At 64.7% G+C, this 20,670-nt stretch carries 23 protein-coding genes; 16 read left to right on the top strand and 7 right to left on the bottom strand.

Features of this window, described 5'->3' with window-relative positions; all coding sequences use genetic code 11:
- The first annotated feature begins 23 nt into the window (after positions 1-23).
- The 5 genes from AC2TZ7_RS04170 to AC2TZ7_RS04150 are packed head-to-tail and all read left to right on the top strand — an operon-like array spanning position 24 to position 3,839.
- Positions 24-479, top strand: a complete 456-nt coding sequence (locus AC2TZ7_RS04170) for a RidA family protein (protein ID WP_078541698.1) — start codon at positions 24-26, stop codon at positions 477-479.
- Complete coding sequence (locus tag AC2TZ7_RS04165; RefSeq protein ID WP_489866000.1) at positions 479-1,243, top strand: glycerophosphodiester phosphodiesterase family protein; 765 nt, start codon at positions 479-481, stop codon at positions 1,241-1,243. Before AC2TZ7_RS04170 ends, AC2TZ7_RS04165 begins: the two co-directional genes overlap by 1 nt.
- Positions 1,244-1,300: 57 nt before the next feature.
- Positions 1,301-2,488, top strand: coding sequence for a GNAT family N-acetyltransferase (locus tag AC2TZ7_RS04160; protein WP_489865999.1), 1,188 nt, complete (start codon positions 1,301-1,303; stop codon positions 2,486-2,488).
- A 40-nt stretch (positions 2,489-2,528) separates the two neighbouring features.
- The gene (locus tag AC2TZ7_RS04155; RefSeq protein ID WP_489865998.1) at positions 2,529-3,410 is read left to right on the top strand and encodes a mechanosensitive ion channel family protein; all 882 of its coding nucleotides are present in this window, start codon (positions 2,529-2,531) and stop codon (positions 3,408-3,410) included.
- A gap of 57 nt (positions 3,411-3,467) precedes the next feature.
- On the top strand, positions 3,468-3,839 hold the full coding sequence (locus AC2TZ7_RS04150; RefSeq protein ID WP_489865997.1) for a 4a-hydroxytetrahydrobiopterin dehydratase: 372 nt from the start codon (positions 3,468-3,470) through the stop codon (positions 3,837-3,839).
- Between the two features lie 56 nt (positions 3,840-3,895).
- On the opposite strand, the gene AC2TZ7_RS04145 is transcribed toward AC2TZ7_RS04150, so the two are convergent.
- A complete protein-coding gene (locus AC2TZ7_RS04145; RefSeq protein ID WP_098409720.1) occupies positions 3,896-4,384 on the bottom strand; it encodes a peroxiredoxin in 489 nt (162 codons plus the stop codon).
- An 82-nt stretch (positions 4,385-4,466) separates the two neighbouring features.
- Here AC2TZ7_RS04145 and AC2TZ7_RS04140 point away from each other — a divergent pair, with 82 nt between their 5' ends.
- Genes AC2TZ7_RS04140 through AC2TZ7_RS04130 form a run of 3 tightly spaced genes read left to right on the top strand, consistent with a single transcriptional unit; the run spans position 4,467 to position 6,891 of the window.
- Complete coding sequence (locus tag AC2TZ7_RS04140; RefSeq protein WP_489865996.1) at positions 4,467-5,666, top strand: NAD(P)/FAD-dependent oxidoreductase; 1,200 nt, start codon at positions 4,467-4,469, stop codon at positions 5,664-5,666.
- A complete protein-coding gene (gene rsmD / locus AC2TZ7_RS04135) occupies positions 5,663-6,226 on the top strand; it encodes a 16S rRNA (guanine(966)-N(2))-methyltransferase RsmD (protein ID WP_489865995.1) in 564 nt (187 codons plus the stop codon). Before AC2TZ7_RS04140 ends, rsmD begins: the two co-directional genes overlap by 4 nt.
- On the top strand, positions 6,223-6,891 hold the full coding sequence (locus AC2TZ7_RS04130) for an HAD family hydrolase (protein ID WP_489865994.1): 669 nt from the start codon (positions 6,223-6,225) through the stop codon (positions 6,889-6,891). Before rsmD ends, AC2TZ7_RS04130 begins: the two co-directional genes overlap by 4 nt.
- Positions 6,892-6,964: 73 nt before the next feature.
- Here AC2TZ7_RS04130 and map read toward each other — a convergent pair whose 3' ends face one another.
- On the bottom strand, positions 6,965-7,774 hold the full coding sequence (gene map, locus AC2TZ7_RS04125; protein WP_078541690.1) for a type I methionyl aminopeptidase: 810 nt from the start codon (positions 7,772-7,774) through the stop codon (positions 6,965-6,967).
- 117 nt (positions 7,775-7,891) lie between these two features.
- Between map and AC2TZ7_RS04120 the strand changes: the two genes are divergently transcribed.
- Genes AC2TZ7_RS04120 through AC2TZ7_RS04110 form a run of 3 tightly spaced genes read left to right on the top strand, consistent with a single transcriptional unit; the run spans position 7,892 to position 10,292 of the window.
- A complete protein-coding gene (locus tag AC2TZ7_RS04120) occupies positions 7,892-8,620 on the top strand; it encodes a competence/damage-inducible protein A (RefSeq protein ID WP_489865993.1) in 729 nt (242 codons plus the stop codon).
- Positions 8,617-9,330: a GNAT family N-acetyltransferase gene (locus AC2TZ7_RS04115; RefSeq protein WP_489865992.1), complete on the top strand. Its 714-nt coding sequence runs from the start codon at positions 8,617-8,619 to the stop codon at positions 9,328-9,330. Before AC2TZ7_RS04120 ends, AC2TZ7_RS04115 begins: the two co-directional genes overlap by 4 nt.
- A complete protein-coding gene (locus tag AC2TZ7_RS04110; protein ID WP_489865991.1) occupies positions 9,327-10,292 on the top strand; it encodes an OmpA family protein in 966 nt (321 codons plus the stop codon). Before AC2TZ7_RS04115 ends, AC2TZ7_RS04110 begins: the two co-directional genes overlap by 4 nt.
- 42 nt (positions 10,293-10,334) lie before the next feature.
- Here the strand turns inward: AC2TZ7_RS04110 and AC2TZ7_RS04105 are convergent, their stop codons facing one another.
- Entirely contained in the window at positions 10,335-11,240 is a 906-nt protein-coding gene (locus AC2TZ7_RS04105; protein WP_078522334.1) for a LysR family transcriptional regulator, read from the bottom strand.
- A 225-nt stretch (positions 11,241-11,465) separates the two neighbouring features.
- On the opposite strand from AC2TZ7_RS04105, the gene AC2TZ7_RS04100 reads away from it, so the two are divergent.
- Positions 11,466-13,481: an oxidoreductase gene (locus tag AC2TZ7_RS04100; protein WP_489865990.1), complete on the top strand. Its 2,016-nt coding sequence runs from the start codon at positions 11,466-11,468 to the stop codon at positions 13,479-13,481.
- Positions 13,482-13,602: 121 nt separating this feature from the next.
- Here AC2TZ7_RS04100 and AC2TZ7_RS04095 read toward each other — a convergent pair whose 3' ends face one another.
- From AC2TZ7_RS04095 to gatC, 4 genes are read right to left on the bottom strand one after another with little or no spacing between them, the layout of a single operon-like run.
- Positions 13,603-14,292: an N-acetylmuramoyl-L-alanine amidase gene (locus AC2TZ7_RS04095; RefSeq protein ID WP_489865989.1), complete on the bottom strand. Its 690-nt coding sequence runs from the start codon at positions 14,290-14,292 to the stop codon at positions 13,603-13,605.
- Positions 14,289-15,023 (bottom strand): hypothetical protein, encoded by a 735-nt coding sequence (locus AC2TZ7_RS04090; protein ID WP_489865988.1) that lies wholly within the window; start codon positions 15,021-15,023, stop codon positions 14,289-14,291. The genes AC2TZ7_RS04095 and AC2TZ7_RS04090 overlap by 4 nt, the downstream gene beginning before the upstream one ends.
- A gap of 1 nt (position 15,024) precedes the next feature.
- Entirely contained in the window at positions 15,025-16,503 is a 1,479-nt protein-coding gene (gene gatA, locus AC2TZ7_RS04085; RefSeq protein WP_347429326.1) for an Asp-tRNA(Asn)/Glu-tRNA(Gln) amidotransferase subunit GatA, read from the bottom strand.
- Complete coding sequence (gatC, locus tag AC2TZ7_RS04080) at positions 16,500-16,787, bottom strand: Asp-tRNA(Asn)/Glu-tRNA(Gln) amidotransferase subunit GatC (protein ID WP_489865987.1); 288 nt, start codon at positions 16,785-16,787, stop codon at positions 16,500-16,502. Before gatC ends, gatA begins: the two co-directional genes overlap by 4 nt.
- Positions 16,788-16,967: 180 nt before the next feature.
- On the opposite strand from gatC, the gene AC2TZ7_RS04075 reads away from it, so the two are divergent.
- The 4 genes from AC2TZ7_RS04075 to AC2TZ7_RS04060 all read left to right on the top strand — a co-directional run bounded on the left by AC2TZ7_RS04075 (position 16,968) and on the right by AC2TZ7_RS04060 (position 20,556).
- Positions 16,968-17,660: a metal-dependent hydrolase gene (locus AC2TZ7_RS04075; protein WP_489865986.1), complete on the top strand. Its 693-nt coding sequence runs from the start codon at positions 16,968-16,970 to the stop codon at positions 17,658-17,660.
- Positions 17,661-17,747: 87 nt separating this feature from the next.
- The gene (locus AC2TZ7_RS04070) at positions 17,748-18,116 is read left to right on the top strand and encodes a MerR family transcriptional regulator (protein ID WP_078541681.1); all 369 of its coding nucleotides are present in this window, start codon (positions 17,748-17,750) and stop codon (positions 18,114-18,116) included.
- A 239-nt stretch (positions 18,117-18,355) separates the two neighbouring features.
- Complete coding sequence (locus AC2TZ7_RS04065; protein WP_078522328.1) at positions 18,356-18,751, top strand: MerR family transcriptional regulator; 396 nt, start codon at positions 18,356-18,358, stop codon at positions 18,749-18,751.
- A gap of 29 nt (positions 18,752-18,780) precedes the next feature.
- Positions 18,781-20,556, top strand: a complete 1,776-nt coding sequence (locus tag AC2TZ7_RS04060) for an acyl-CoA dehydrogenase C-terminal domain-containing protein (protein ID WP_489865985.1) — start codon at positions 18,781-18,783, stop codon at positions 20,554-20,556.
- Positions 20,557-20,670 lie beyond the last annotated feature (114 nt).

Raw genomic sequence — 20,670 nt, 5'->3', positions numbered from 1 at the left:
CGCGAAATTTCATGGAGGGCGCAATGGCCAAGATCGAAGCACGCCTCGAAGAGCTGGGAATTCACCTTCCCGATGCCCCGGCACCGGCGGCAAATTACGTGCCCTTCGTGCGCACCGGCAATCAACTGTTCGTCTCGGGACAGATCTCGAACGGGCCCGAGGGGTTGATCCGCGGCAAGCTCGGCGACGGGATGGATGTCGAAGAGGGCGCGATGGCAGCGCGGTTCTGCGGGCTGGCGCTGATCGCGCAGGCGAAAGCGGCCATCGGTGATCTCGACAAGCTTCGGGTGGTGAAGCTGGTGGGGTTCGTGAATTCGACGCCTGAGTTCACCGATCAGCCCAAGGTCGTGAACGGCTGTTCGGACCTGATGGTCGAGGTCTTCGGCGACGCGGGGCGTCACGCGCGTTCGGCGGTCTCGGCGGCCTCGCTGCCGATGGGCGTCGCGGTCGAAATCGAGGCGATTTTCGAGGTCGCGTGATGGCATTGCATCCTGATTTTCTCCGGCTTCCGATCGCGCATCGGGCGCTGCACGACTACACGCTCGGGCGCCCTGAAAACAGCCGCGGCGCAATCCGTGCGGCCATCGCGGCGGGCTACGGGATCGAGATCGACGTGCAACTCTCGGCCGATGGCGTGCCGATGGTGTTTCACGACTACGCGCTGGACCGGCTGACCGCAGAGCGCGGCCCGGTGCGCCAGCGCACGTCGACTGAGCTTGGCGCGATCCATCTGAGCGGCACGCAGGAGGGCATTCCGACCCTCGCCGAAGTGCTCAAGATCGTGGACGGTCAGGTGCCGCTTCTGGTCGAGATCAAGGATCAGGACGGTGCGCTCGGCCAGCAGATCGGCCCGCTGGAAGAGGCGACGGCGCTGTTGCTGCGCGACTATGAAGGGCCGGTTGCGGTGATGTCCTTCAATCCGCACGCGGTGGCGGCTTTCGGCGACCTGGCCCCAGGCGTTCCGGTCGGGCTGACGACCTCGGCCTATCAGCCAAACGACTGGGCGCTGCTGCCCGCAGCGCGCGGCGACGAGCTGCGTCACATCCCGGATTTCGAGCGCGTCGGCGCGGCCTTCATCTCGCATGAGGCGAAGGACCTGAACGCGCTGCGGGTGACCGAGTTGAAATCGCTCGGCGTGCCGGTTCTGTGCTGGACGATCCGCTCGGTCGACGAGGAGGCTCTGGCGCGTCGGGTGGCCGATAACGTGACCTTCGAGGGCTACCTCTCGGCGCTTCCGGCTTGACGCCGCGCGCTCAGGGCACAGATACAGGCAAAGGATGGCCTAACCACCCGGGATAAAATGGATCAAAGCGTTGAAATCACGCTTTATTCGGATATTTCCGAAATAAGTGAAGAAGACTGGAACGCCTGCGCCTGCCCAGAAATCGGGGATGGGGAGCGGGCGTTCGACCCGTTCACCACGCATCGATTTCTGGCCGCCCTAGAGGCCTCCGGCTCGGTCGGGCCGGGGACGGGATGGGATGCGCGGCATCTGGTGGCGCGGATGGGCGATCGGGTGATCGGCGTCGCGCCGCTCTACGTGAAATCGCACAGCCAGGGCGAATATGTCTTCGATCACGGCTGGGCCGATGCGTTCGAGCGCGCGGGCGGGCGCTATTACCCCAAGCTGCAATGCGCGGTGCCCTTCACCCCCGTGGCCGGGCGGCGTCTGCTGGTTCTGCCGGGGCTGGAAGAGGCCGGGGGCCGCGCGCTGCTGGCCGGGATGGCCCAGATCGCCGAAGGCGCTGGAGTATCTTCGGTTCATATGACATTCTGCACCGAGGACGAGGCGGCGCTTGCCGCCGAGGCGGGCTGGCTGCCGCGGCTCGGGCAGCAATTCCACTGGTTCAACGACGATTACGAGAGCTTCGAGCAGTTCCTTGGCGATCTCAGTTCACGCAAGCGCAAGACGCTGCGCAAGGAACGCCAGCGGGCGCAGGCTTTCGGCGGCGAGATCGTGCAGCTGACCGGCGACGCTATCCGGCCCGAGCATTGGGACGCGTTCTGGCAATTCTACCAAGACACCGGCGCACGGAAATGGGGCCGCCCTTACCTGAGCCGCGCCTTCTTCGACCTGCTGCACGAGATGCGCGAGGACGTGCTTCTGGTGCTCGCGATGAATGGAGACCGCCCGATCGCGGGCGCGCTGAATCTGATCGGGCGCGATGCGCTCTTCGGGCGCTATTGGGGCTGCATCGAGGACCACCCCTTCCTGCATTTCGAGCTTTGCTACCATCAGGCGGTCGATTACGCGATCGCGCACAAGCTGAGCCGGGTTGAGGCCGGGGCGCAGGGCGAGCACAAGCTGGCGCGCGGCTACCTGCCCGTGGCCACCCATTCCGCGCATTGGATCGGCCATGAAGGTCTGCGCGGCGCGGTCGCGGATTATCTGGAAGCCGAACGCGCCGCCGTGGACCAAGATATCGAGGTTCTAACCGAAATGGGCCCGTTCCGAGCCCCCTCAGGTGGAAGCGACGAGCAGGAGTGATAAGTAACGATGTTAAAGGACATATGAGCGGGAGCGATGAATGAATTTTAATGACCTGACCGATGTCAGCGCGTGGCTGACGCAGGATCGGATCGATGCGGCCATCATGGTTGCGGTGAATGTGGTGGCTGCGCTGGTGATCCTGCTGGTCGCGATGGCGATCTCGGCCTGGGCCAAACGGCGCATCGTGGCGCTGTCGCAGCGCTACAAACGGCTAGACGACACGCTCTTCGGCTTCCTCGGCAATATGGTGAAATACCTGATCCTCGCGATCGGGGTGATCTTCATCCTCAACCGCTTCGGCATTCAGACGACCTCGCTGGCCGCCCTTGTCGGTGCCGCCGGTCTGGCCATCGGTCTTGCGCTGCAGGGCACGCTGTCGAACCTTGCGGCGGGCGTGATGATCATCCTGTTCCGCCCGTTCCGCCAAGGCGATTTCATCGCGGCAGGCTCGGAAAGCGGCACGGTGACCGAGATTCAGCTCTTCTACACGATGCTGACCACCTATGACGGCATCCAGATCATCGTGCCCAACAGCGACATCTGGTCGAGCGCGATCACCAATTTCTCCGCCAACCCGACGCGGATGATGGATCTGACCATCGGCGTCGCCTATGACGCGGACCTGAAGAAAACGCAGGAAGTCTTGGAGAATATCTCGCTCTCCGACCCGCGCGCCCTGCAAGAGCCCGCGCCCGTGATCCGGGTGAAGCAACTGGGCGACAGCTCGGTCGATTTCACCTTCCGCGTCTGGGCCAAGACGGAAGATTTCTGGGGACTTCAGGCGGAATATACCCGCAAGATCAAGGTGGAGTTCGACGCGAACGGCATCGGCATCCCCTTCCCCACGCGGACGCTCGAAGTGGTACAGGTGCCGAAGATCGAGACCCGCAGCGTGACCCGCGAAAGCGGCGCCGCTTGAACTGGCGGCCCGCTGCTGCAAGGCTGCGGGCCAGCTTAACGCATCAGGGAGTAAGCGATGACATCGAAGCTCGAACCCGAGGAACGCAAGGCGCTGCTCAATGCGCTTGAAGATACCGGATGGCGCGCGGCCGATGGGCAGGATGCCCTGATCAAGCGGCTTCTGTTCAAGGATTTCTCCGCCGCTTGGGGGTTCATGAGCCAAGCCGCGCTCTGCGCCGAGAAGATGGACCACCATCCCGACTGGCGCAATGTCTACAACAAGCTCGAAATCACGCTGACGACCCATGATTGCGGCGGCATCAGCGTCCTCGATATCGAACTGGCCGGTGCGCTGGATTCGCTGGCCGAGGGCGTGGCCGAGGTCGACCGCGATATCGGGCGCCCGGTGATGCGTCTGACCGAACCGGTCGAAAAAGACGAAGAGTAAACGAAAAACGCCCGGCTCCTTGGCCGGGCGTTTTCATGTTCCGGTAAGGGCTCGCGTTAGATTGCCGCGAGGAGCCCTTCGCCCGCCGAGGCTTCGCAGGTGCCGGGGCTATCCTCGACATGCAGCAGCTTGACCACGCCATCCTCGACCAGCATCGCATAGCGCTTCGAGCGGTTGATGAGACCCGCAGGCGGCGCGGTGAAATCCATCTCGATCGCCTGCGTGAACGCGGCTTCCGGGTCGGCCAGCATGGTCAGCCCCGCCTCGTTCGCGCCGGTCTCTTCGCCCCAGGATTTCATCACGAAGGGGTCATTGACGGAGATGCAGACGATCTCGTCCACGCCCTTCTCGGCGAATTGGTCCTTGGTGCGGATGAAGCTGGGCACATGTGCGGTGGTGCAGACGCCGGTAAAAGCGCCCGGAACCGCGAAGATCACGATCTTGCGGCCCTTCATTTTGTCACCAAGACTAACGGGTTGCGGCCCCTCGTCGCCCATCGCGAGGAAAGTCGCGCCAGGAAGAACGTCGCCGGTCGTTAAGGTCATAGAAAGCTCCGATTTGTTCGCGTTGCACTTGTTCCGCCCGTCGATATAGGGTCAAGCGCGAGCCGGGCCAGTGGAGAAAGTCATGGGTGGAATAGTGATCGTCGGCGCGGGACAAGCCGCAGCTTCGATGGCCGCGAAACTGCGGGCGCTGAAATATGACGGTGCGATCACCGTGATCGGCGCGGAGCCCATTCAGCCCTACCAGCGCCCGCCCCTGTCGAAAGCCTATCTGCTGGGCGAGATGGAGCTTGAACGCCTGACGCTGCGCGCCCCGGACTGGTGGCAGGAGAACGACATCACGCTGCGGCTCGGCACTTCCGTCACCGCGGTCGACACCGAGGCGCAGACGGTCACCCTGTCGGATGGCGAGACGTTGGACTATACCGAACTGGCGCTCTGCACCGGGGCCACGCCACGTCGCCTGCCCGCGGCGATCGGCGGCGATCTGGGCAATGTCTTCACCGTGCGCAACCTCGCGGATGTCGACCGGATGCAGCCCCATTTCACCCCCGGCAAACGGCTCGTGGTGGTCGGCGGCGGCTATATCGGGCTGGAGGCGGCAGCGGTCGCGCGCAAGCTCGGCCTCGAGGTCACGCTCGTCGAGGCCGCCCCGCGCATCCTCGGCCGCGTCGCCTGCAAGGAAACCGCGGACGCGATCCGCACGCTGCATCGCGAGCGCGGCGTCGAAATCCTCGAAGGCGTCGGCCTGACGCGACTGACCGGCGAGGAGACCGTCACCGGCGCGATCCTTGAGGACGGGCGCGAATTGCCCGCCGATTTCGTGATCGTCGGCATCGGCATCACCCCCGACGAAGAGGTCGCCCGCGAAGCCGGTATCCATTGCGAAAACGGCATCGCCGCCGACGCGCAGGGCCGCACCTCCGCGCCCCATATCTGGGCGGCGGGCGATTGCGCTTCCTTCCCCGGTGCCGAGGGACGTATCCGCCTCGAATCCGTTGGCAACGCCATCGACATGGGCGAGCTGGTCGCCGCGAACATGCTGGGCGCGGACCGCGCCTATACGCCGAAACCGTGGTTCTGGTCGGATCAGTTCGACGCGAAGCTGCAAATCGCCGGGCTCAATGCGGGCTATGATCAGGTCGTCAGCCGCCGCGATGACGGCAGCAGCTTCTGGTATTTCCGCGAAGGCCGTCTGATCGCGGTGGACGCGATCAACGACGCGCGCGCCTATATGGTCGGCAAGCGCCTGATCGAAGCGAGCAAGCCCGTGACGCCCGAAGCGGTCGAGACCACGGCAGAGCTGAAAGCCCTGATGAAATGAGAATTATCGGTGGGGCGAAACGCGGGCTGAAACTGGCGGATGTGGGTGCGGGCGACATGGACGCGCATCTGCGTCCTACGACCGACCGCGTGCGCGAGTCGATCTTCAACCTGCTGACGAATGGCGGACATGGCAATCCGGTGCCCGAGGCGCGGGTGCTCGACCTCTTCGCAGGCACCGGCGCGCTGGGGCTGGAGGCGCTGTCGCGCGGCGCAGCCCGCGTCGCCTTCGTCGATGACGGCACCGCCGCCCGCGCGCTTCTGCGCCGCAATATCGAGGCGATGCGCGCGATGGGCGTGACCGATGTCTGGCGGCGCGATGCGACCAATATGGGTCCAAATCGCGGCCCCGGCTATGATCTGATCTTCCTCGATCCGCCCTATGGGATGGGGCTGGGCGAACGCGCCCTCGCCTCCTGTCTCGAGAATGGATGGATCGCTCCGGGCGCGATGATCGTTTGGGAAGAGAACACCCCACCGATCTTGCCCGCCCGCCTCGAACAGCTCGACCAGCGCCGCTATGGCGACACGCTCGTAACCCTTGCCCGGATGTCTGAATGACGCACCACCCGAAGATCCCCCATGCCGTCCTGTTCGATTGCGACGGGGTGCTCGTCGACAGCGAGCCCGCGACCTTCGACCTGATCCAGGAAGAATTCGCCCGCTACGACTTGCACAAGACGATTTCCGAACTGGAAGACGCCTTCATCGGCTCCACCATCGAGAATGTCTATCAATGGGGCCGCGCGCATGGGGCCGATCTGCCCGAGGGCTGGGTCGACAGCTATTACGAGGGGCTCTACGCCCGGCTGCGCGAGGGGACCGAGCTGATGCCCGGCATCCCGCGCCTTCTCGCCCGGCTCGATGCGGAAGGAATCCCCTTCGCGGTCGGCTCGAACGGGCGGCAGGCGAAGATGGAGGCGACGCTCGGGCAGCACCCGGATATCCGCACGCGGCTCGAAGGGCTGCTGTTCTCGGGGCAGGACATGGGACTGCCCAAGCCGAAGCCCGACCTCTACATCCATGCCGCGCGCCATCTGGGCGCTGACCCGACCGCTTGCGTGGTGATCGAGGATAGCGCCACCGGCGCGCGCGCGGCGAAAAACGCAGGCATGCGTTGCCTCGGCTATTCCCCGAAAGGCGACAATCCGAAGCTCGCGGCGGAGGGGGCGGAACTGTTCACTGACATGGCCCAGGTGCCGCGGCTCATCGGCCTCGATCCCTGATCTTCCTCTTGGCGGAAATATCCCGGGGGGCTGGCGCAGCCAGTGGGGGCAGAGCCCCCACCAACAGCTAATCTCAGCGCCAGGTCGGGTGGAAGCGCCCCGCCGGCGAGGTGGTGAAGATCTCGCAGCCATCGGCGGTCACACCCACCGAATGCTCGAACTGCGCCGACAGCGATTTGTCTCGCGTCACGGCGGTCCAATCGTCGGCCAGAACCTTTGTCTCGGGGCGGCCGAGGTTCACCATCGGCTCGATCGTGAAGATCATGCCTTCTTCCAGCATCGCGCCGGTGCCTGCGCGCCCGTAATGCAGCACGTTCGGCGGCGCGTGGAAGACCTTGCCGACGCCGTGTCCGCAGAAGTCGCGCACCACCGACATGCGGTTGCTTTCGACGAATTTCTGGATCGCGTGGCCGATATCGCCAAAGGTGTTGCCCGGCTTCACCTGCTCGATGCCGACCATGAGCGAGTCATGGGTGACCTGAATCAGACGCTCGGCCTTGCGGCTCAGATTGCCCGCGACATACATGCGCGAGCTGTCCCCGAACCAGCCGTCGAGGATCACGGTCACGTCGATATTGATGATATCGCCGTCCTTCAGCTTCTTGTCGCCCGGGATGCCGTGGCAGACGACATGGTTCACCGAGATGCAGCTCGCGTGCTGATAGCCGCGATACCCGATGGTCGCCGAGGTGGCGCCCAGCTCCCCCACGCGGCGTTCGATGAAGGCGTCGAGTGCTGCGGTCGTGACCCCCGGCTCCACCAGATCGGCGACCTCGTCGAGAATTTGCGCCGTCACCTGCGAGGAGGCGCGCATTCCCGCAAAATCGCTTTGATCATAGATCCGGATTCCGTCCTTCGTGGTGCGGCCCTGAGTATCGTCCAACGGTCTGCTCCTTAAGGGTTTCGGCCTTTAGATAGTCACAAAAGCGGGGCTTGGCCAGTGCCCGGGCTTTTCGCGCCCCGTTCCGCGCCCTATACCAAGTCGAAAGGAGCCTCACAGATGCCAAATCCCACCGCAGCGATCCTGATCATCGGCGATGAAATCCTCTCGGGGCGCACCCGCGAGGGAAACGCGCATTATCTGGCCGGTCAGCTGGTCGAGCGCGGAATCACCTGCCGCGAAATCCGCGTGGTGCCGGACGACAATGACGTGATCGTGGCCGCGGTGCGGGAGCTCTCGGCAGCCCATGATCACCTTTTTACGAGCGGCGGAATCGGTCCGACCCATGACGACATCACCGCCGATGCGGTGGCTGAGGCGATGGGAGCCAAGCTCGACGTGCGCGAGGATGCCAAGGCGATCCTCGCCGCGCATTATGCAGCCCGCGACACCGAGTTCACCGCCGCGCGGCTGCGCATGGCGCGTATCCCCGACGGGGCGGTTTTGATCGAGAACCCGATCTCCGCCGCGCCGGGCTTCTCGCTGGGCAATGTCCATGTGATGGCGGGCGTGCCGAACATCTTTCAGGCGATGGTCGAAGGGCTTTTGCCGAAGCTCACCGGCGGCGTCCCGATGCTCTCGCGCAGCCTTCAGGTCCTGCGCGCGGAATCCTCGGTGGCCGACGATCTGCGCGCGCTGGCAGGCCGCTACCCGGACCTCTCGATCGGCTCCTACCCCTTCGTGCAGGAGGGCCGTTACGGCACGAACCTCGTTCTGCGCGGCACAGATCCCGTTCAGGTCGACGCGGGCTTCGCCGAGCTGAAGACCGCCTTCCCGGAGGGCACATGATCGACGCTTACGCGATCATCGACGCGACCTGGCCCGCAGCCGAATATCGCCGCGCGGGCGGGTTTCTGATCCGCGACGGGCAAGGCGGCGGCTCGCGCGTCAGCTGCGCGACGCTGGAAGTGCCGCTCGAGCAGGCCGACATTCCGGCTGCCGAAGCCGCGCATCGCGCCTTGGGCCAGCGTCCGCGCTTCATGATCCGCGCGGGCGACGAGGCGTTGGATGCGGTCCTGGAGGCGCGCGGCTACGAATCCTATGATCCGGTGCGGATCTGGTCGGCTCCGATCGCCGCGATGCAGGGCGAGGTGCCGCCAGTGACTGCTTTCGCCCATTGGCCGCCGCTGCAGATCGCCCGCGACCTCTGGACCGAGCTCGATGTCGGACCCGAGCGCCAAGCGATCATGGATCGCGCCGAGGTGCCGAAAACCTGCGTTCTGGGCCGCAAGGAAGACCGGGCCGCAGGCGTCGCCTATATCGGTCTCTACGAGGGGGCGGCGATGCTCCACGCGCTCGCCGTCGCCCCAAAATACCGCCGGATGAGCCTCGCGCGCGAGATGATCTATGAGGGCGCTCGCTGGGCCGCCGAGGCCGGGGCGGAGCGGTTCGAAATGATCACGACGCTCGCCAATGACGCCTCGAACACGCTCGCCGAAAGCTTCGGTATGGAAGTGCGCGCGCAATATCACTATCGCCGCGCGCCGGAGGTGGCATGACCCGCCGGGCGACCCTTCTTCTGGCCGCTCTGCTGGCCGTCACCCTGTCCCACGCGGCGCAGGCTGCGTCGGATCTGCAACTGCCCGCAGGCGCCACCCAATCCGCGCAGGAAACGAGCCCCGCCACCAGCTACCAGTTGGCGGTCGGGCCGTGGCAGGACGGTCAGCTCGACACCCGCGATCTGGAAGGCGCGCGCTCCGACACCGCCTATCAGCTGCGAGCCAATCAAAACACGACGCTGCAAATCCTCGCGCCCCTGCGCGACCAGCTCGAACAGGCGGGCTACGACATTCTCTATGAATGCGACACGCAGGCCTGCGGCGGGTTCGATTTCCGCTACGCGCTCGACCTGCTGTCGGAGCCCGCGATGCATGTCGATCTGGGCGACTTCCGCTATATCGCGGCGCGTAAGGGGGCCGATTATTTTGCGATCACCGTGTCGCGCTCGTCCGAGTCGGGCTTCATTCAGGTGACCGAGATGCGGGTGCAGGACGTCACGCCCGCCCAGCCGGACGATCCGCTCGCCCCGCCGCAAACCGCGCCGATTCTGCCGCGCGCCGATGCGCCCGCCGTCGCCCCCTCCGCGCTTGCGCAGACGCTGGAGGCGCAGGGGTCGGTCGCGCTCGACGATCTCGACTTTCCGTCCGGGGCCTCCGCACTTGGTTCGGGCGATTTCGCCTCGCTGCAGGCGCTGGCCGAGTTCCTCAAGGCCAATCCCGATTTTCAGGTGATGCTGGTGGGCCATACCGATGCGGTGGGCTCGCTTGCGGCCAATATCGCGCTGTCGAAGAAACGCGCGCAATCGGCACGGCAGAAGCTGATCGGCGATTACGGGGTGGCGGCGTCGCAGCTCAGCGCCGAGGGGGCGGGTTTCCTCGCCCCGCGCGCAAGCAACCTGACCAAAGAGGGTCGCGAGAAAAACAGACGGGTCGAAGCGGTTCTCACCTCGACCCGTAGTTAGCGCCAGCCGGCGGAATGGCCCGGCGCGGGAGGGAGTTCGGTCTCACCAGTTGTCGGGGCCCTTCTCGGCGAAGGTCTTGGCGAGGAAATCTATGAAGGCGCGCACTTTCGGCTGGGTGAAACGGCCCGGCGGATAGATCGCGTAGATGCCCAGCGTCTCCATCGGCAGATCGGGCATCGCCTCCTCCACCAGCCCTTCGCGCATCGCATCGGCGTAAAGGAACGAGGGCAGGTAAGCTATCCCCAGACCGGCGGTCGCGGCATGCAGCAGCGACTGGCCGTCATTGACCGTCAGCCAGCCCGCCGAGCGGACCTGACGCCGCTCGCCCGAAGGCGCGGTCAGCTTCCAGACATTGCCCGCCGACTGGTTGGAATAATGCAGCAGCTTGTGGTCGTTGAGATCGTCGATCCGCTCGGGGCGACCGAATTTCTCGAAGTAGTCGGGCGAGGCGATCATGCGGCGCGAGGTCTCGGTCAGCTTGCGCGCGCGAAGGCTCGAATCCTCCAGCTCGCCGACACGGATCGCCATGTCGAACCCTTCGGAGATGAGTTCGACGTAGCGGTTGTTCAGCACCATATTCACGGTGATTTCGGGAAATTCCTGCAGAAATTCGCCCAGAACGGGCGAGAGAAGGTTCACACCGAAATCAGTGGCGACCGAGATGCGCAACAGCCCCGAGGGCGCCGTCTGCATCGACGTGACCAGCGCATCGGCCTCGCCCGCATCGTTGAGAACACGACGCGCGCGGTCGTAATAGGCCAGCCCGATTTCCGTCGGCGAAACGCGACGGGTGGTGCGATTCAGAAGACGTGCGCCGAGGCGCGCCTCCAACGCCGAGACGTGTTTCGACACAGCCGATTTGGAGATGCCCATCTTCTTGGCTGCATCGGTGAAGCCCCCTTGATCCACGACGGTGGCAAAGGCTTCCATTTCAGTCAGGCGATCCATCCCAAACACCCTTCGGCTTGTAATTTCTGTTTCTTATTTCCCGCTTATCGGCACGAAATCGGGCGCAATTTAGACTTCGCGGCGACAATACGAGGGTAACAATGGGAGAGAATCCCGCAGGTTGGTGAACCCTGCGAAACGGTGGCGCTTTCGCTCTGACGCCGCGTTTGACGTGACAAGCTTGGCGACGCGCCGCAGAGTGCGGGCCAAATCAGGGAGGGTTACATGAGCCAATATCCGCATATCTTCACGCCGCTCGATCTGGGCCACGTGACGCTGCCGAACCGCGTGCTGATGGGCTCGATGCACACCAATCTCGAAGAGCGCGGCGACTGGAATGCGGTGGCCGAGTTCTACGCCGAGCGCGCGCGCGGCGGTGTCGCGCTGATGGTGACGGGCGGCATGGCCCCCAATAATGAAGGCGGCGTCTTCCCCGGCGCGGCGGGCCTGTTCACCCCCGAGGATATCGCGCATCACAAGATCATCACCGATCGCGTCCACGAAGCGGGCGGTCGGATCGCGATGCAAATCCTGCACGCCGGGCGCTACGCCTATGGCCCCGATTGCGTAGCCCCGTCGGCCATCAAATCCCCGATCTCGCCCTTCCCGCCGAAAGAGCTCGACGAAGCCGGGATCGAGAAGCAGATCGCCGACATCGCCACCGCCGCCGCGCGCGCGCGCGAGGCGGGCTATGACGGCGTCGAGGTGATGGGCTCGGAGGGCTATTTCCTCAACCAGTTCCTCGTGCGCCACACCAACAAGCGCGAAGACGGTTGGGGCGGCTCGTTCGAGAACCGGATGCGCCTGCCCGTCGAAGTGGTCAAGCGCGTGCGCGAAGCGGTCGGCCCCGATTTCATCGTGGTCTTCCGCATCTCGCTGATTGACCTGATCCCCGACGGCTCGACCTGGGAAGAGGTCGTCACGCTCGCGAAAGCCGTCGAGGCGGCGGGCGCCACGATGCTCAACACCGGCATCGGCTGGCACGAGGCGCGGGTGCCGACCATCGTGACGTCGGTGCCGCGGGCGGCCTTCACCTGGCTGACCGGGCGGCTCAAGCCCGAGGTCTCGATCCCGGTCATCACGTCCAATCGGATCAACACGCCCGAGATCGCCGAAGAGGTGCTGGGCGACGGCTGCGCAGACATGGTCTCGATGGCGCGCCCCTTCCTCGCCGATGCGGATTTCGTGGTGAAGGCGAAAGAAGGCCGTGCTGCGGAGATCGCGCCCTGCATCGCCTGTAACCAGGCCTGTCTGGACCACACGTTCCAGGGCAAGGTCTCGAGCTGCCTCGTGAATCCGCGCGCCGCCCATGAGACCGAGATCGTCATCACCAAGACCGAGGCGCCGAAATCCGTCGCCGTCGTCGGCGCGGGCCCGGCGGGCCTGTCTGCGGCGATCACCGCGGCCGAGCGTGGCCACGCCGTGACCCTGTTCGACCGCGCCTCTGAACTCGGCGGGCAGCTGACCATGGCGCGCGCGATCCCCGGCAAAGAGGAATTCCACGGGCTCACCGACTGGTTCAAGACGATGATCGAGAAGACCGGCGTGACGGTGAAGCTGGAGACCGACGCCACGCCCGAATTGCTCGCGCCCTTCGACGAGATCATCATCGCGACCGGCGTGCAGCCGCGCGACCCGGAAATCCCGACCGAGGGCGGGCAGGTCGTGAGTTACATCGACATCCTCAAGGGCCGCGTCACCGCCGGTAAACGCGTGGCCGTGATCGGCGCGGGCGGCATCGGCTTCGACGTGGCCGAATTCCTGACCGTGACCGACAGCCCGACGCTGGATCTTGAGGAATGGAAGCGCGAATGGGGCGTCGGCGATCCGGCGCAGACGCCGGGCGGGTTGACCAAGCCCGAGCCCGAGGCCCCCGCCCGCGAGGTCACGCTGCTGCAGCGCAAGAAGGAAAAACTCGGTCGCCGCCTCGGCAAGACCACGGGCTGGGTTCACCGCGCGGCGCTGAATATGAAGGACGTGAAGATGATCGGCGGGGTGAATTACGAGAAGATCACCGCCGAGGGGCTGCATGTCAGTTTCGGCGAGGCGCGCGAAAACCCGACGCTGATCGAGGCCGACACGGTCGTGCTCTGCGCGGGCCAGCTTTCGGACCGCTCGCTGGCCGATGCGCTCATCGCGGCGGGGCGCACTCCGCATGTGATCGGCGGCGCGGATGTGGCGGCGGAACTCGACGCGAAACGCGCCATCGATCAGGGCACCCGGCTCGCCGCAGCGCTCTGATCACCTCTTCGGCTTGGAAGAAATATCCCGGGGGGCTCGCATCGCGGGCGGGGGCAGAGCCCCCTTCGTCTTCAAATTTGTCGCCCTCCGGCGACGGTGGGGCAGAGCCCCTTCCCGGGCCTCAGCTCGAACGCCACGCCCCGCCATCCGCGCCGAAACGCATGGCCAAATCGGCGACCAGCGCCATGTCGACCGCATCGAGCGGCCCCTCATGGCGCGGGCGGAAGCGCAGGCGGAAGGCGGGCAGGATCGTCGCGAGTGGCGCTTCCGGGTAGCCGAGGCTGGAGGCCAGCGCGAGGAAGCTCTCGGCGTCTACCGCGGGCGCAGCACTGCCGCGCTCGGGCCAGATCGCCAGGCCCTGCCGCGCGAGGCGCTGCCAGTCGAAACGCGGCCCCGGGTCGATCTTGCGCTCGGGCGCGAAGTCCGAATGGCCGATGACATTTTCCGGCGCGATTGCCCAGCGGCGCATGATCTGCGGCAGCAGCTCTTCCAGCGACGCCATCAGCGGCTCGGGGAACGGACGGTCGCCCTCGTTATCCAGCTCGATCCCGATGGAGCGCGAATTCACATCGCCCAGCCCCTGCCAGCTTCCCAAACCCGCATGCCAGGCGCGCATCTCTTCGGGCACAAGCTGCTCGACCGAGCCGTCACGCCCGATCAGCCAATGCGCGGAGACCTCCGCCTCGGGCAGGCACAGGCGGGTGCGCGCGGCCTCGCAGGACCACATCGCGGTGTAATGGATGATGATAAGCTCCGGCACCGCCCCATCGCGGCGCGGGCCGTAATTGGGCGAGGGCCAGTCGGCGCTCACTGACGCGCTTGCTGGAACGGCGTCGGATCCCACCCGCAGGCGAAACCGTCGCCATCGGGATCGAGGTTCAGCCGGTCTTTCTGCGGACCGCCTGCCGAGAGGAAGGCGCGCTGCGCCTGATCGGCAGAGACGTATTTCGCGCAGGCCTTGCTCGACGAGGTCAGCTTGATGCCCGAGCGCTTGTAGACCGACTCGCCGGGCCGGTTCGACACCGACAGCGCATAGGCGGCAAGGTTCGGACCCGAGCTGTCCTGATTGCTGATCGTGTTCTGCGTGACCGGCGCGGTGGCGAGGCTGCTCGACGCTGTGGTGTCGAAGCCCGGCGAGCTGGCCGTGGTGCTCGACCCGGCGGTGCTGTTCGACGCATCGGTCTCCTGCAGCGCGGCCATCGCATCGGCCCCGATCGCAGCGCCGCTATTGTCTCCGCCATTCGAGCTGGAGGCAGAGGTCGACGGGTCGTCGCCAATGGTGCCGCCTGCATCGATCGTCGGCGCAGACAGCGCATTGGTCGTGCCCGGCATCGCGGTGCCGGTCGCGTTCAGCGGTGCGCCGGGCGCGTCGGGGTTCGTCGAGCCGTCATTGGTCGGCAGAACGCTCTGCGCCGAGGGCGGCACGATGGGCTGGCCGCGCAGTTCGGCCTCGCGACGGGCCTCGGGGCCACTGTCGGGGATCGAAGAGATACAGCCCGAGAGGGCCAGAACGCCGCCGAGGATCGCGAGTGCCTGTTTCATGTTACCACCATTTCTCCGGTTTGGCCGCGAAGCCCGCCGCCTGTTCGAGGACATGGGCGTGATTCAGCAGATCGCCCTCTTCCCAGGGCCGCCCGATGAGTTGCAGCCCAAGCGGAAGACCCTTGCTGTCCAGCCCGCACGGCACCGAAACGCCGGGAAGCCCCGCAAGGTTCACCGTCACGGTGAACACATCCTGCATATACATCTCGACCGGATCGGCGCCGTCCATCTCGCCCAGCCCGAAAGCGGCCGACGGGGTGGCGGGCGTCAGGATCGAGTCGATGCCCTGTGCGAAGACCTGCTCGAAGTCGCGCTTGATCAGCGCGCGCACTTTCCGGGCGCGGTTGTAGTACGCGTCGTAGAAGCCTGCCGAGAGCACATAGGTGCCGATCATCACGCGACGCTGGACCTCGGGACCGAAGCCTTCGGCGCGGGTCTTCTCGTACATGTCGACGATACCCTCGCCCGCCGCGAGCTTGGCGCGGTGACCGTAGCGCACGCCGTCATAGCGCGCGAGGTTCGACGAGGCTTCCGCCGGGGCCACCACGTAATAGGCGGGCAGCGCGTATTTCGTGTGCGGCAGCGATATATCGACGATCTCGGCGCCCGCATCTTTCATCATCGCGATGCCGTCGTCCCAGAGCTTCTGGATCTCGGCGGGCATGCCCTCGATGCGGTATTCCTTCGGGATACCGATCTTCTTGCCGCGAATATCGCCGGTCAGCGCCGCCTCGAAATCCGGGACCGGAATATCGGCGGAGGTCGAATCCTTCGGATCGTGCGAGCACATCGTGCCGAGCATGATCGCCGCGTCGCGCACCGATTTGGTCATCGGGCCCGCCTGATCGAGCGAGGAGGCGAAGGCCACCACGCCCCAGCGCGAGACCCGGCCATAGGTCGGCTTGATGCCGACGATGCCGGTGAAGGCGGCGGGCTGACGGATCGAGCCGCCGGTATCGGTGCCGGTCGCGGCAAGGCAAAGGTCGGCGGCGACAGCGGCGGCGGACCCGCCCGAGGAGCCGCCCGGCGTCAGTTGCCGGTCGTCGATCTTCCACGGGTTCACCGCAGGGCCATAGCAGGCGGTCTCGTTCGACGAGCCCATCGCGAATTCGTCCATCGACAGCTTGCCGAGCATCACCGCGCCCGCATCCCAGAGGTTCTGCGTGACGGTGGATTCGTATTCCGGCTTGAACCCGTCGAGGATGTTCGACGCGGCCTGCGTCGCCACACCCTTGGTCGCGAAAAGATCCTTGATGCCCAGCGGGATACCGCACATCGCGGGGGCGTCGCCCGACTTGATGCGCGCATCGGCGGCCTTGGCCTGCTCCAGCGCGATCTCGGGGGTCTTGTGCACGTAAGCGTTCAGCGCGCCTGCGCCCTCGATCTCGCTCAGGCAGGACTCGGTCAGTTCGACCGCAGTCACATCACCCTTTTTCAACGCGTCGCGCGCGTCGGCAATCGTCAGTTTGTTCAGGCTCATTCGACCACCTTCGGCACGGCAAAGAAGCCCTCACGGGCATCGGGGGCGTTCTTGAGGATTTTCGCGGGATAACCGCCATCGGTCACCTCGTCGACGCGACGCTTGAGGCGCATCGGCGTCACGGAGGTCATCGGCTCGACGCCCTCGACGTCGACCTCGTTGAGCTGCTCCATGAAGGTCAGGATGCTCGACAGCTCCTGCGCGAGCTCGGGCAGATGGTCTTCGGGCACCCGGATCCGGGCCAGATGCGCCACTTTGCGGGCGGTGTCGATATCAATGGACATGTGCTTCTCCGCTTGTCTTGGAAGGCGGTTTAGCCCGAGCCACTGGGGCTTTCAAGCGCCGCGCCCCGCATCAGCGGGCCCCTGCCCTGTCACACGCGAATTTGCGCGCTAATCTTGGAACCTGCACAGTGCTGATACGTCACCCTGTCACAATCGAAGTGCCTAACGGAGGAAACCCATATGAAAATCATTTGGCTCGGCCATTCCGGCTTCCGCATCGAAACCGGCGATGCGGTGATCCTGCTCGACCCGTTCCTGACCGGCTCGCCGGTCTTTCCGGACGACAAGCGCAGCGAAGCGATCGAAGGCGCGACGCATCTGCTGCTGACCCATGGCCATGGCGATCACGCCTCCGATGCGGTGCCGATCGCGAAGGAACTGGGTATTCCGATCTACTGCATTCACGAATTGTCGATCATCCTTGGCGCCGACGGCGCCGAAACCGTCGGCTTCGGCAAGGGCGGCACAGTCGATGTAGGCGGCGCGAAGGTCACGATGGTGAACGCGACCCATTCCGCCTCGATCGACTACAAGGGCGGCGACCCGGTCTATGCAGGCCAGCCCGCGGGCTTCATGATCGAAGCCGAGGGGCACACGATCTATGTCACCGGCGACACCGACATCATGGCCGACATGGAATGGATGGGCGAACTGCATAACCCCGATATCGGCATCCTTGCCGCGGGCGGTCATTTCACGATGGACATGAAGCGCGCAGCCTGGGCGTCGAAGAAGTATTTCAACTTCAAGACCGTCATCCCCTGCCACTACAAGACTTTCGATGCGCTGGAGCAATCGGCCCAGCCGCTCATCGACGGCTTGCCCGGCGTGGATGTGATCGAACCCGAGATACTCAAAGCGATCGAAATCTGAGCTGCTGCCCGCCGGGCCGGGGGCGGCATAGCTTGCAGCCCGCAGCCCGGCGCGCTAGCTTCTCGCCCGGATCGGGAGGCCGAATAGATGTCAGACTTATTGTCCTTCAAGGAGATGTGCGAGCGGTTCGACGTGACCCCGCGCACGCTGCGCTATTACGAGTATATCGAGCTTCTCAATCCCCAGAAGGAAGGCCGCTCACGCTATTACGGCCCGCGCGAAGTTGCGCGGATGACCCTGATCCTGCGCGGGCGTCGATTTGGCTTCTCGCTCGAGGAACTGCGCCAGTGGCTGATGATCTACGATCAGCAAGGCACGGAAGAGCAGAACCGCGTCTGGGTCGAACTGGCCGACCGGCAGCTTGACGTCCTCACGCGACAACGTGAAGAACTGGACGCGGCGATCGACGACCTACGACAATTGCGTGATCAGGTTCAGGACACTCTTGATTCTTGACCCTGAAATGCATTCCTTAACGTCAGCGGGGACGTGAGAGCGCCTTGTAAGCTTGACGATTATGGCGGGTTTCGAGGAAAGAAACTTGCTTTACCGTACGGTAAAAATTCCCTGACATTACGTCATTGGATTCGTGACGCCACGTTACGGTGACGCGAACGTAAAGAAGTCTTGTAATGTGGCCGCGGGCAGACGATTTGCCGCGTCGCATTACGCAAAGGAAACGCGAGGCAGAGAGTATGACCGACACAGTAATGACGATCCGCGAGATGTGCGACGCCTTCGAGGTGACCCCGCGCACCCTGCGGTTCTACGAAAGCAAGGAGTTGCTGTTTCCCATTCGCGAGGGACAGAAGCGGCTGTTTACGCGACGCGATCGCGCCCGGCTGAAACTGATCCTGCGCGGCAAGCGTTTCGGGTTCTCGCTGGAGGATATCCGCCAGCTGCTGGACCTCTACGAGATGGGCGACAAGCAGAAGACGCAGCTGAACGAGACGATCAAGCTCGCGCAGCAACGTCTGGAGGAAATGACGCGCCAACGCGAGGAACTGGGTCAGGCGATCGACGAACTGGCCGGTCAGATCGAGTGGGCGGAGAAGGAACTGGAGAAGGCGCGCCACGACGACGCGGCCTGATCCGCGAAGACGACTAAAGGGAGCGAACCATGTCGAGCTTTATCGCCAACACCAAGGACATGCAGTTTGTGCTGCATGAGCTGCTCAAGGTCTCGAATTCGGATGTGCCGGGTTACGAGGAAATGGACCGCGACTTCACCGAGGCCGTTCTGGATGCCGCGGGCAAAGTCTCGTCCGAGGTGCTGGCCCCGCTGAACGAGGTGGGCGACAAGGAAGGCTGCGTGCTCGAAAACGGCGTGGTCCGCACGCCCAAAGGGTTCGACAAGGCGTTCGAAGCGATGAAAGAGGGCGGCTGGACCGCGCTCGACTGCGATCCCGAGTTTGGCGGTCAGGGCATGCCCTATCTGCTCAACTGCGCGGTGGGCGAGATGTTCGTCTCGGCCAACATGGCCTTCAACATGTATCAGGGCCTGACCCACGGCGCCTATTCGGCGATCCACACGCATGGCACGGACGAGCAGAAGCAGACCTATCTGCCGAAGATGGTCACCTGCGACTGGACCGGCACGATGAACCTGACGGAGCCCCATTGCGGCACCGATCTGGGTCTGATGCGCACCAAGGCCGAGCCGCAGGACGATGGTTCCTACGCGATCACCGGCACGAAAATCTTCATCTCGGCGGGCGATCACGACCTGTCGGATAACGTGATTCACCTCGTGCTGGCGAAAGCGCCGGGCGGTGGCGAAGGCACCAAGGGCGTGTCGCTCTTCATCGTGCCGAAATTCCTCGTCAACGAGGACGGTTCGCTGGGCGAGCGCAACTCGCTCTCGGTCGGCAAGCTCGAAGAGAAGATGGGCATCCACGGCAACGCGACCTGCGTCATGAACTATGACGGCGCGAAGGGCTGGCTGCTGGGCGATCTCCACAAGGGGATGCGCGCGATGTTCACGATGATGAACGAAGCGCGTCTCGGCGTGGGCCTGCAAGGCTATGCCGTAGCCGAAGCCGCCTATCAGGAAGCTGTGGCTTACGCGAAGGACCGCACGCAGGGTCGCGACGTGACCGGCGTCAAAGCACCCGAGAAAGCCGCCGATCCGATCATCGTGCACCCGGACGTGCGCCGGATGCTGATGGATCAGAAGAGCTTCGTCGAGGGCGCGCGCGCCTTCACCTTCTGGGGTGCGCATCTGATCGACCGCTCCCATGCGCTCAACGACGCCGAGGCCGAAGGTCTGATCTCGCTGATGACCCCGGTCATCAAGGGCTTCCTGACCGACAAGGGCTTCGAGACCGCCGTCTCCGCGCAGCAGGTCTTCGGTGGCCACGGCTATACCGAGGACTGGCCGATGTCGCAGCATGTGCGCGACGCGCGCATCGCGATGATCTACGAGGGCGCGAACGGCATTCAGGCGCTCGACCTGGTGGGCCGCAAGCTCGCGCAGGACGGTGGCAAGCACGTCATGGCCTTCTTCGAGATGGTCAAAGCCGAGTGCAAATCGCATGACGATGACGAGCGGATGACGCCCTTCACCGACGCGCTGAAGAATGCCTCCAAGCAGCTTCAGACGGCGGGCATGTTCTTCATGCAAAACGGCATGAAGAACCCGAACGCGGCGCTCTCGGGCAGCTATGACTTCATGCATCTGATGGGGCATGTCTGCCTCGGCCTGATGTGGACGCGGATGGCGAAAGCCGCCTTCACCGCGCTCGACAACGGGGCGTCGGACACCGCCTTCTACGAAGGCAAGATCGCCACGGGCCGCTACTACATGGCGCGTCAGCTTCCGGCCTGCGCGATGCACCTCGCGCGGATCGAGACCGGCGCGGACCCGGTCATGGCGCTCGCCGACGACCAGTTCTAAGGCGACCGGATCCAACGAAAAAATGAACGGCGGGCCGAGGCCCGCCGTTTCAATTTTCAATCACCGCCATGTCAGGCGAAGTGTAGGGCCGGGCAATTGTTTTGCGGCCGCGCG

It is taken from the genome of Thioclava sp. ISO4, from assembly GCF_058105145.1.
Note: the sequence above shows the minus strand (reverse complement) of the source record. Positions and strands in the feature narration are given on the sequence as shown.

Bases quoted from the DNA above. Each gene is read 5' to 3' on its own strand.
- AC2TZ7_RS04155 (WP_489865998.1), top strand. From the start codon at position 2,529: ATGAATTTTAATGACCTGACCGATGTCAGCGCGTGGCTGACGCAGGAT.
- AC2TZ7_RS04145 (WP_098409720.1), bottom strand. From the start codon at position 4,384: ATGACCTTAACGACCGGCGACGTTCTTCCTGGCGCGACTTTCCTCGCG.
- gatC (WP_489865987.1), bottom strand. From the start codon at position 16,787: ATGTCCATTGATATCGACACCGCCCGCAAAGTGGCGCATCTGGCCCGG.
- AC2TZ7_RS04060 (WP_489865985.1), top strand. From the start codon at position 18,781: ATGTCGAGCTTTATCGCCAACACCAAGGACATGCAGTTTGTGCTGCAT.
- AC2TZ7_RS04065 (WP_078522328.1), top strand. From the start codon at position 18,356: ATGACCGACACAGTAATGACGATCCGCGAGATGTGCGACGCCTTCGAG.
- AC2TZ7_RS04150 (WP_489865997.1), top strand. From the start codon at position 3,468: ATGACATCGAAGCTCGAACCCGAGGAACGCAAGGCGCTGCTCAATGCG.
- AC2TZ7_RS04130 (WP_489865994.1), top strand. From the start codon at position 6,223: ATGACGCACCACCCGAAGATCCCCCATGCCGTCCTGTTCGATTGCGAC.
- gatA (WP_347429326.1), bottom strand. From the start codon at position 16,503: ATGAGCCTGAACAAACTGACGATTGCCGACGCGCGCGACGCGTTGAAA.
- AC2TZ7_RS04115 (WP_489865992.1), top strand. From the start codon at position 8,617: ATGATCGACGCTTACGCGATCATCGACGCGACCTGGCCCGCAGCCGAA.
- AC2TZ7_RS04070 (WP_078541681.1), top strand. From the start codon at position 17,748: ATGTCAGACTTATTGTCCTTCAAGGAGATGTGCGAGCGGTTCGACGTG.
- rsmD (WP_489865995.1), top strand. From the start codon at position 5,663: ATGAGAATTATCGGTGGGGCGAAACGCGGGCTGAAACTGGCGGATGTG.
- AC2TZ7_RS04140 (WP_489865996.1), top strand. From the start codon at position 4,467: ATGGGTGGAATAGTGATCGTCGGCGCGGGACAAGCCGCAGCTTCGATG.
- AC2TZ7_RS04110 (WP_489865991.1), top strand. From the start codon at position 9,327: ATGACCCGCCGGGCGACCCTTCTTCTGGCCGCTCTGCTGGCCGTCACC.
- AC2TZ7_RS04075 (WP_489865986.1), top strand. From the start codon at position 16,968: ATGAAAATCATTTGGCTCGGCCATTCCGGCTTCCGCATCGAAACCGGC.
- AC2TZ7_RS04165 (WP_489866000.1), top strand. From the start codon at position 479: ATGGCATTGCATCCTGATTTTCTCCGGCTTCCGATCGCGCATCGGGCG.
- AC2TZ7_RS04090 (WP_489865988.1), bottom strand. From the start codon at position 15,023: ATGAAACAGGCACTCGCGATCCTCGGCGGCGTTCTGGCCCTCTCGGGC.
- AC2TZ7_RS04170 (WP_078541698.1), top strand. From the start codon at position 24: ATGGCCAAGATCGAAGCACGCCTCGAAGAGCTGGGAATTCACCTTCCC.
- AC2TZ7_RS04100 (WP_489865990.1), top strand. From the start codon at position 11,466: ATGAGCCAATATCCGCATATCTTCACGCCGCTCGATCTGGGCCACGTG.
- AC2TZ7_RS04105 (WP_078522334.1), bottom strand. From the start codon at position 11,240: ATGGATCGCCTGACTGAAATGGAAGCCTTTGCCACCGTCGTGGATCAA.
- AC2TZ7_RS04160 (WP_489865999.1), top strand. From the start codon at position 1,301: ATGGATCAAAGCGTTGAAATCACGCTTTATTCGGATATTTCCGAAATA.
- AC2TZ7_RS04120 (WP_489865993.1), top strand. From the start codon at position 7,892: ATGCCAAATCCCACCGCAGCGATCCTGATCATCGGCGATGAAATCCTC.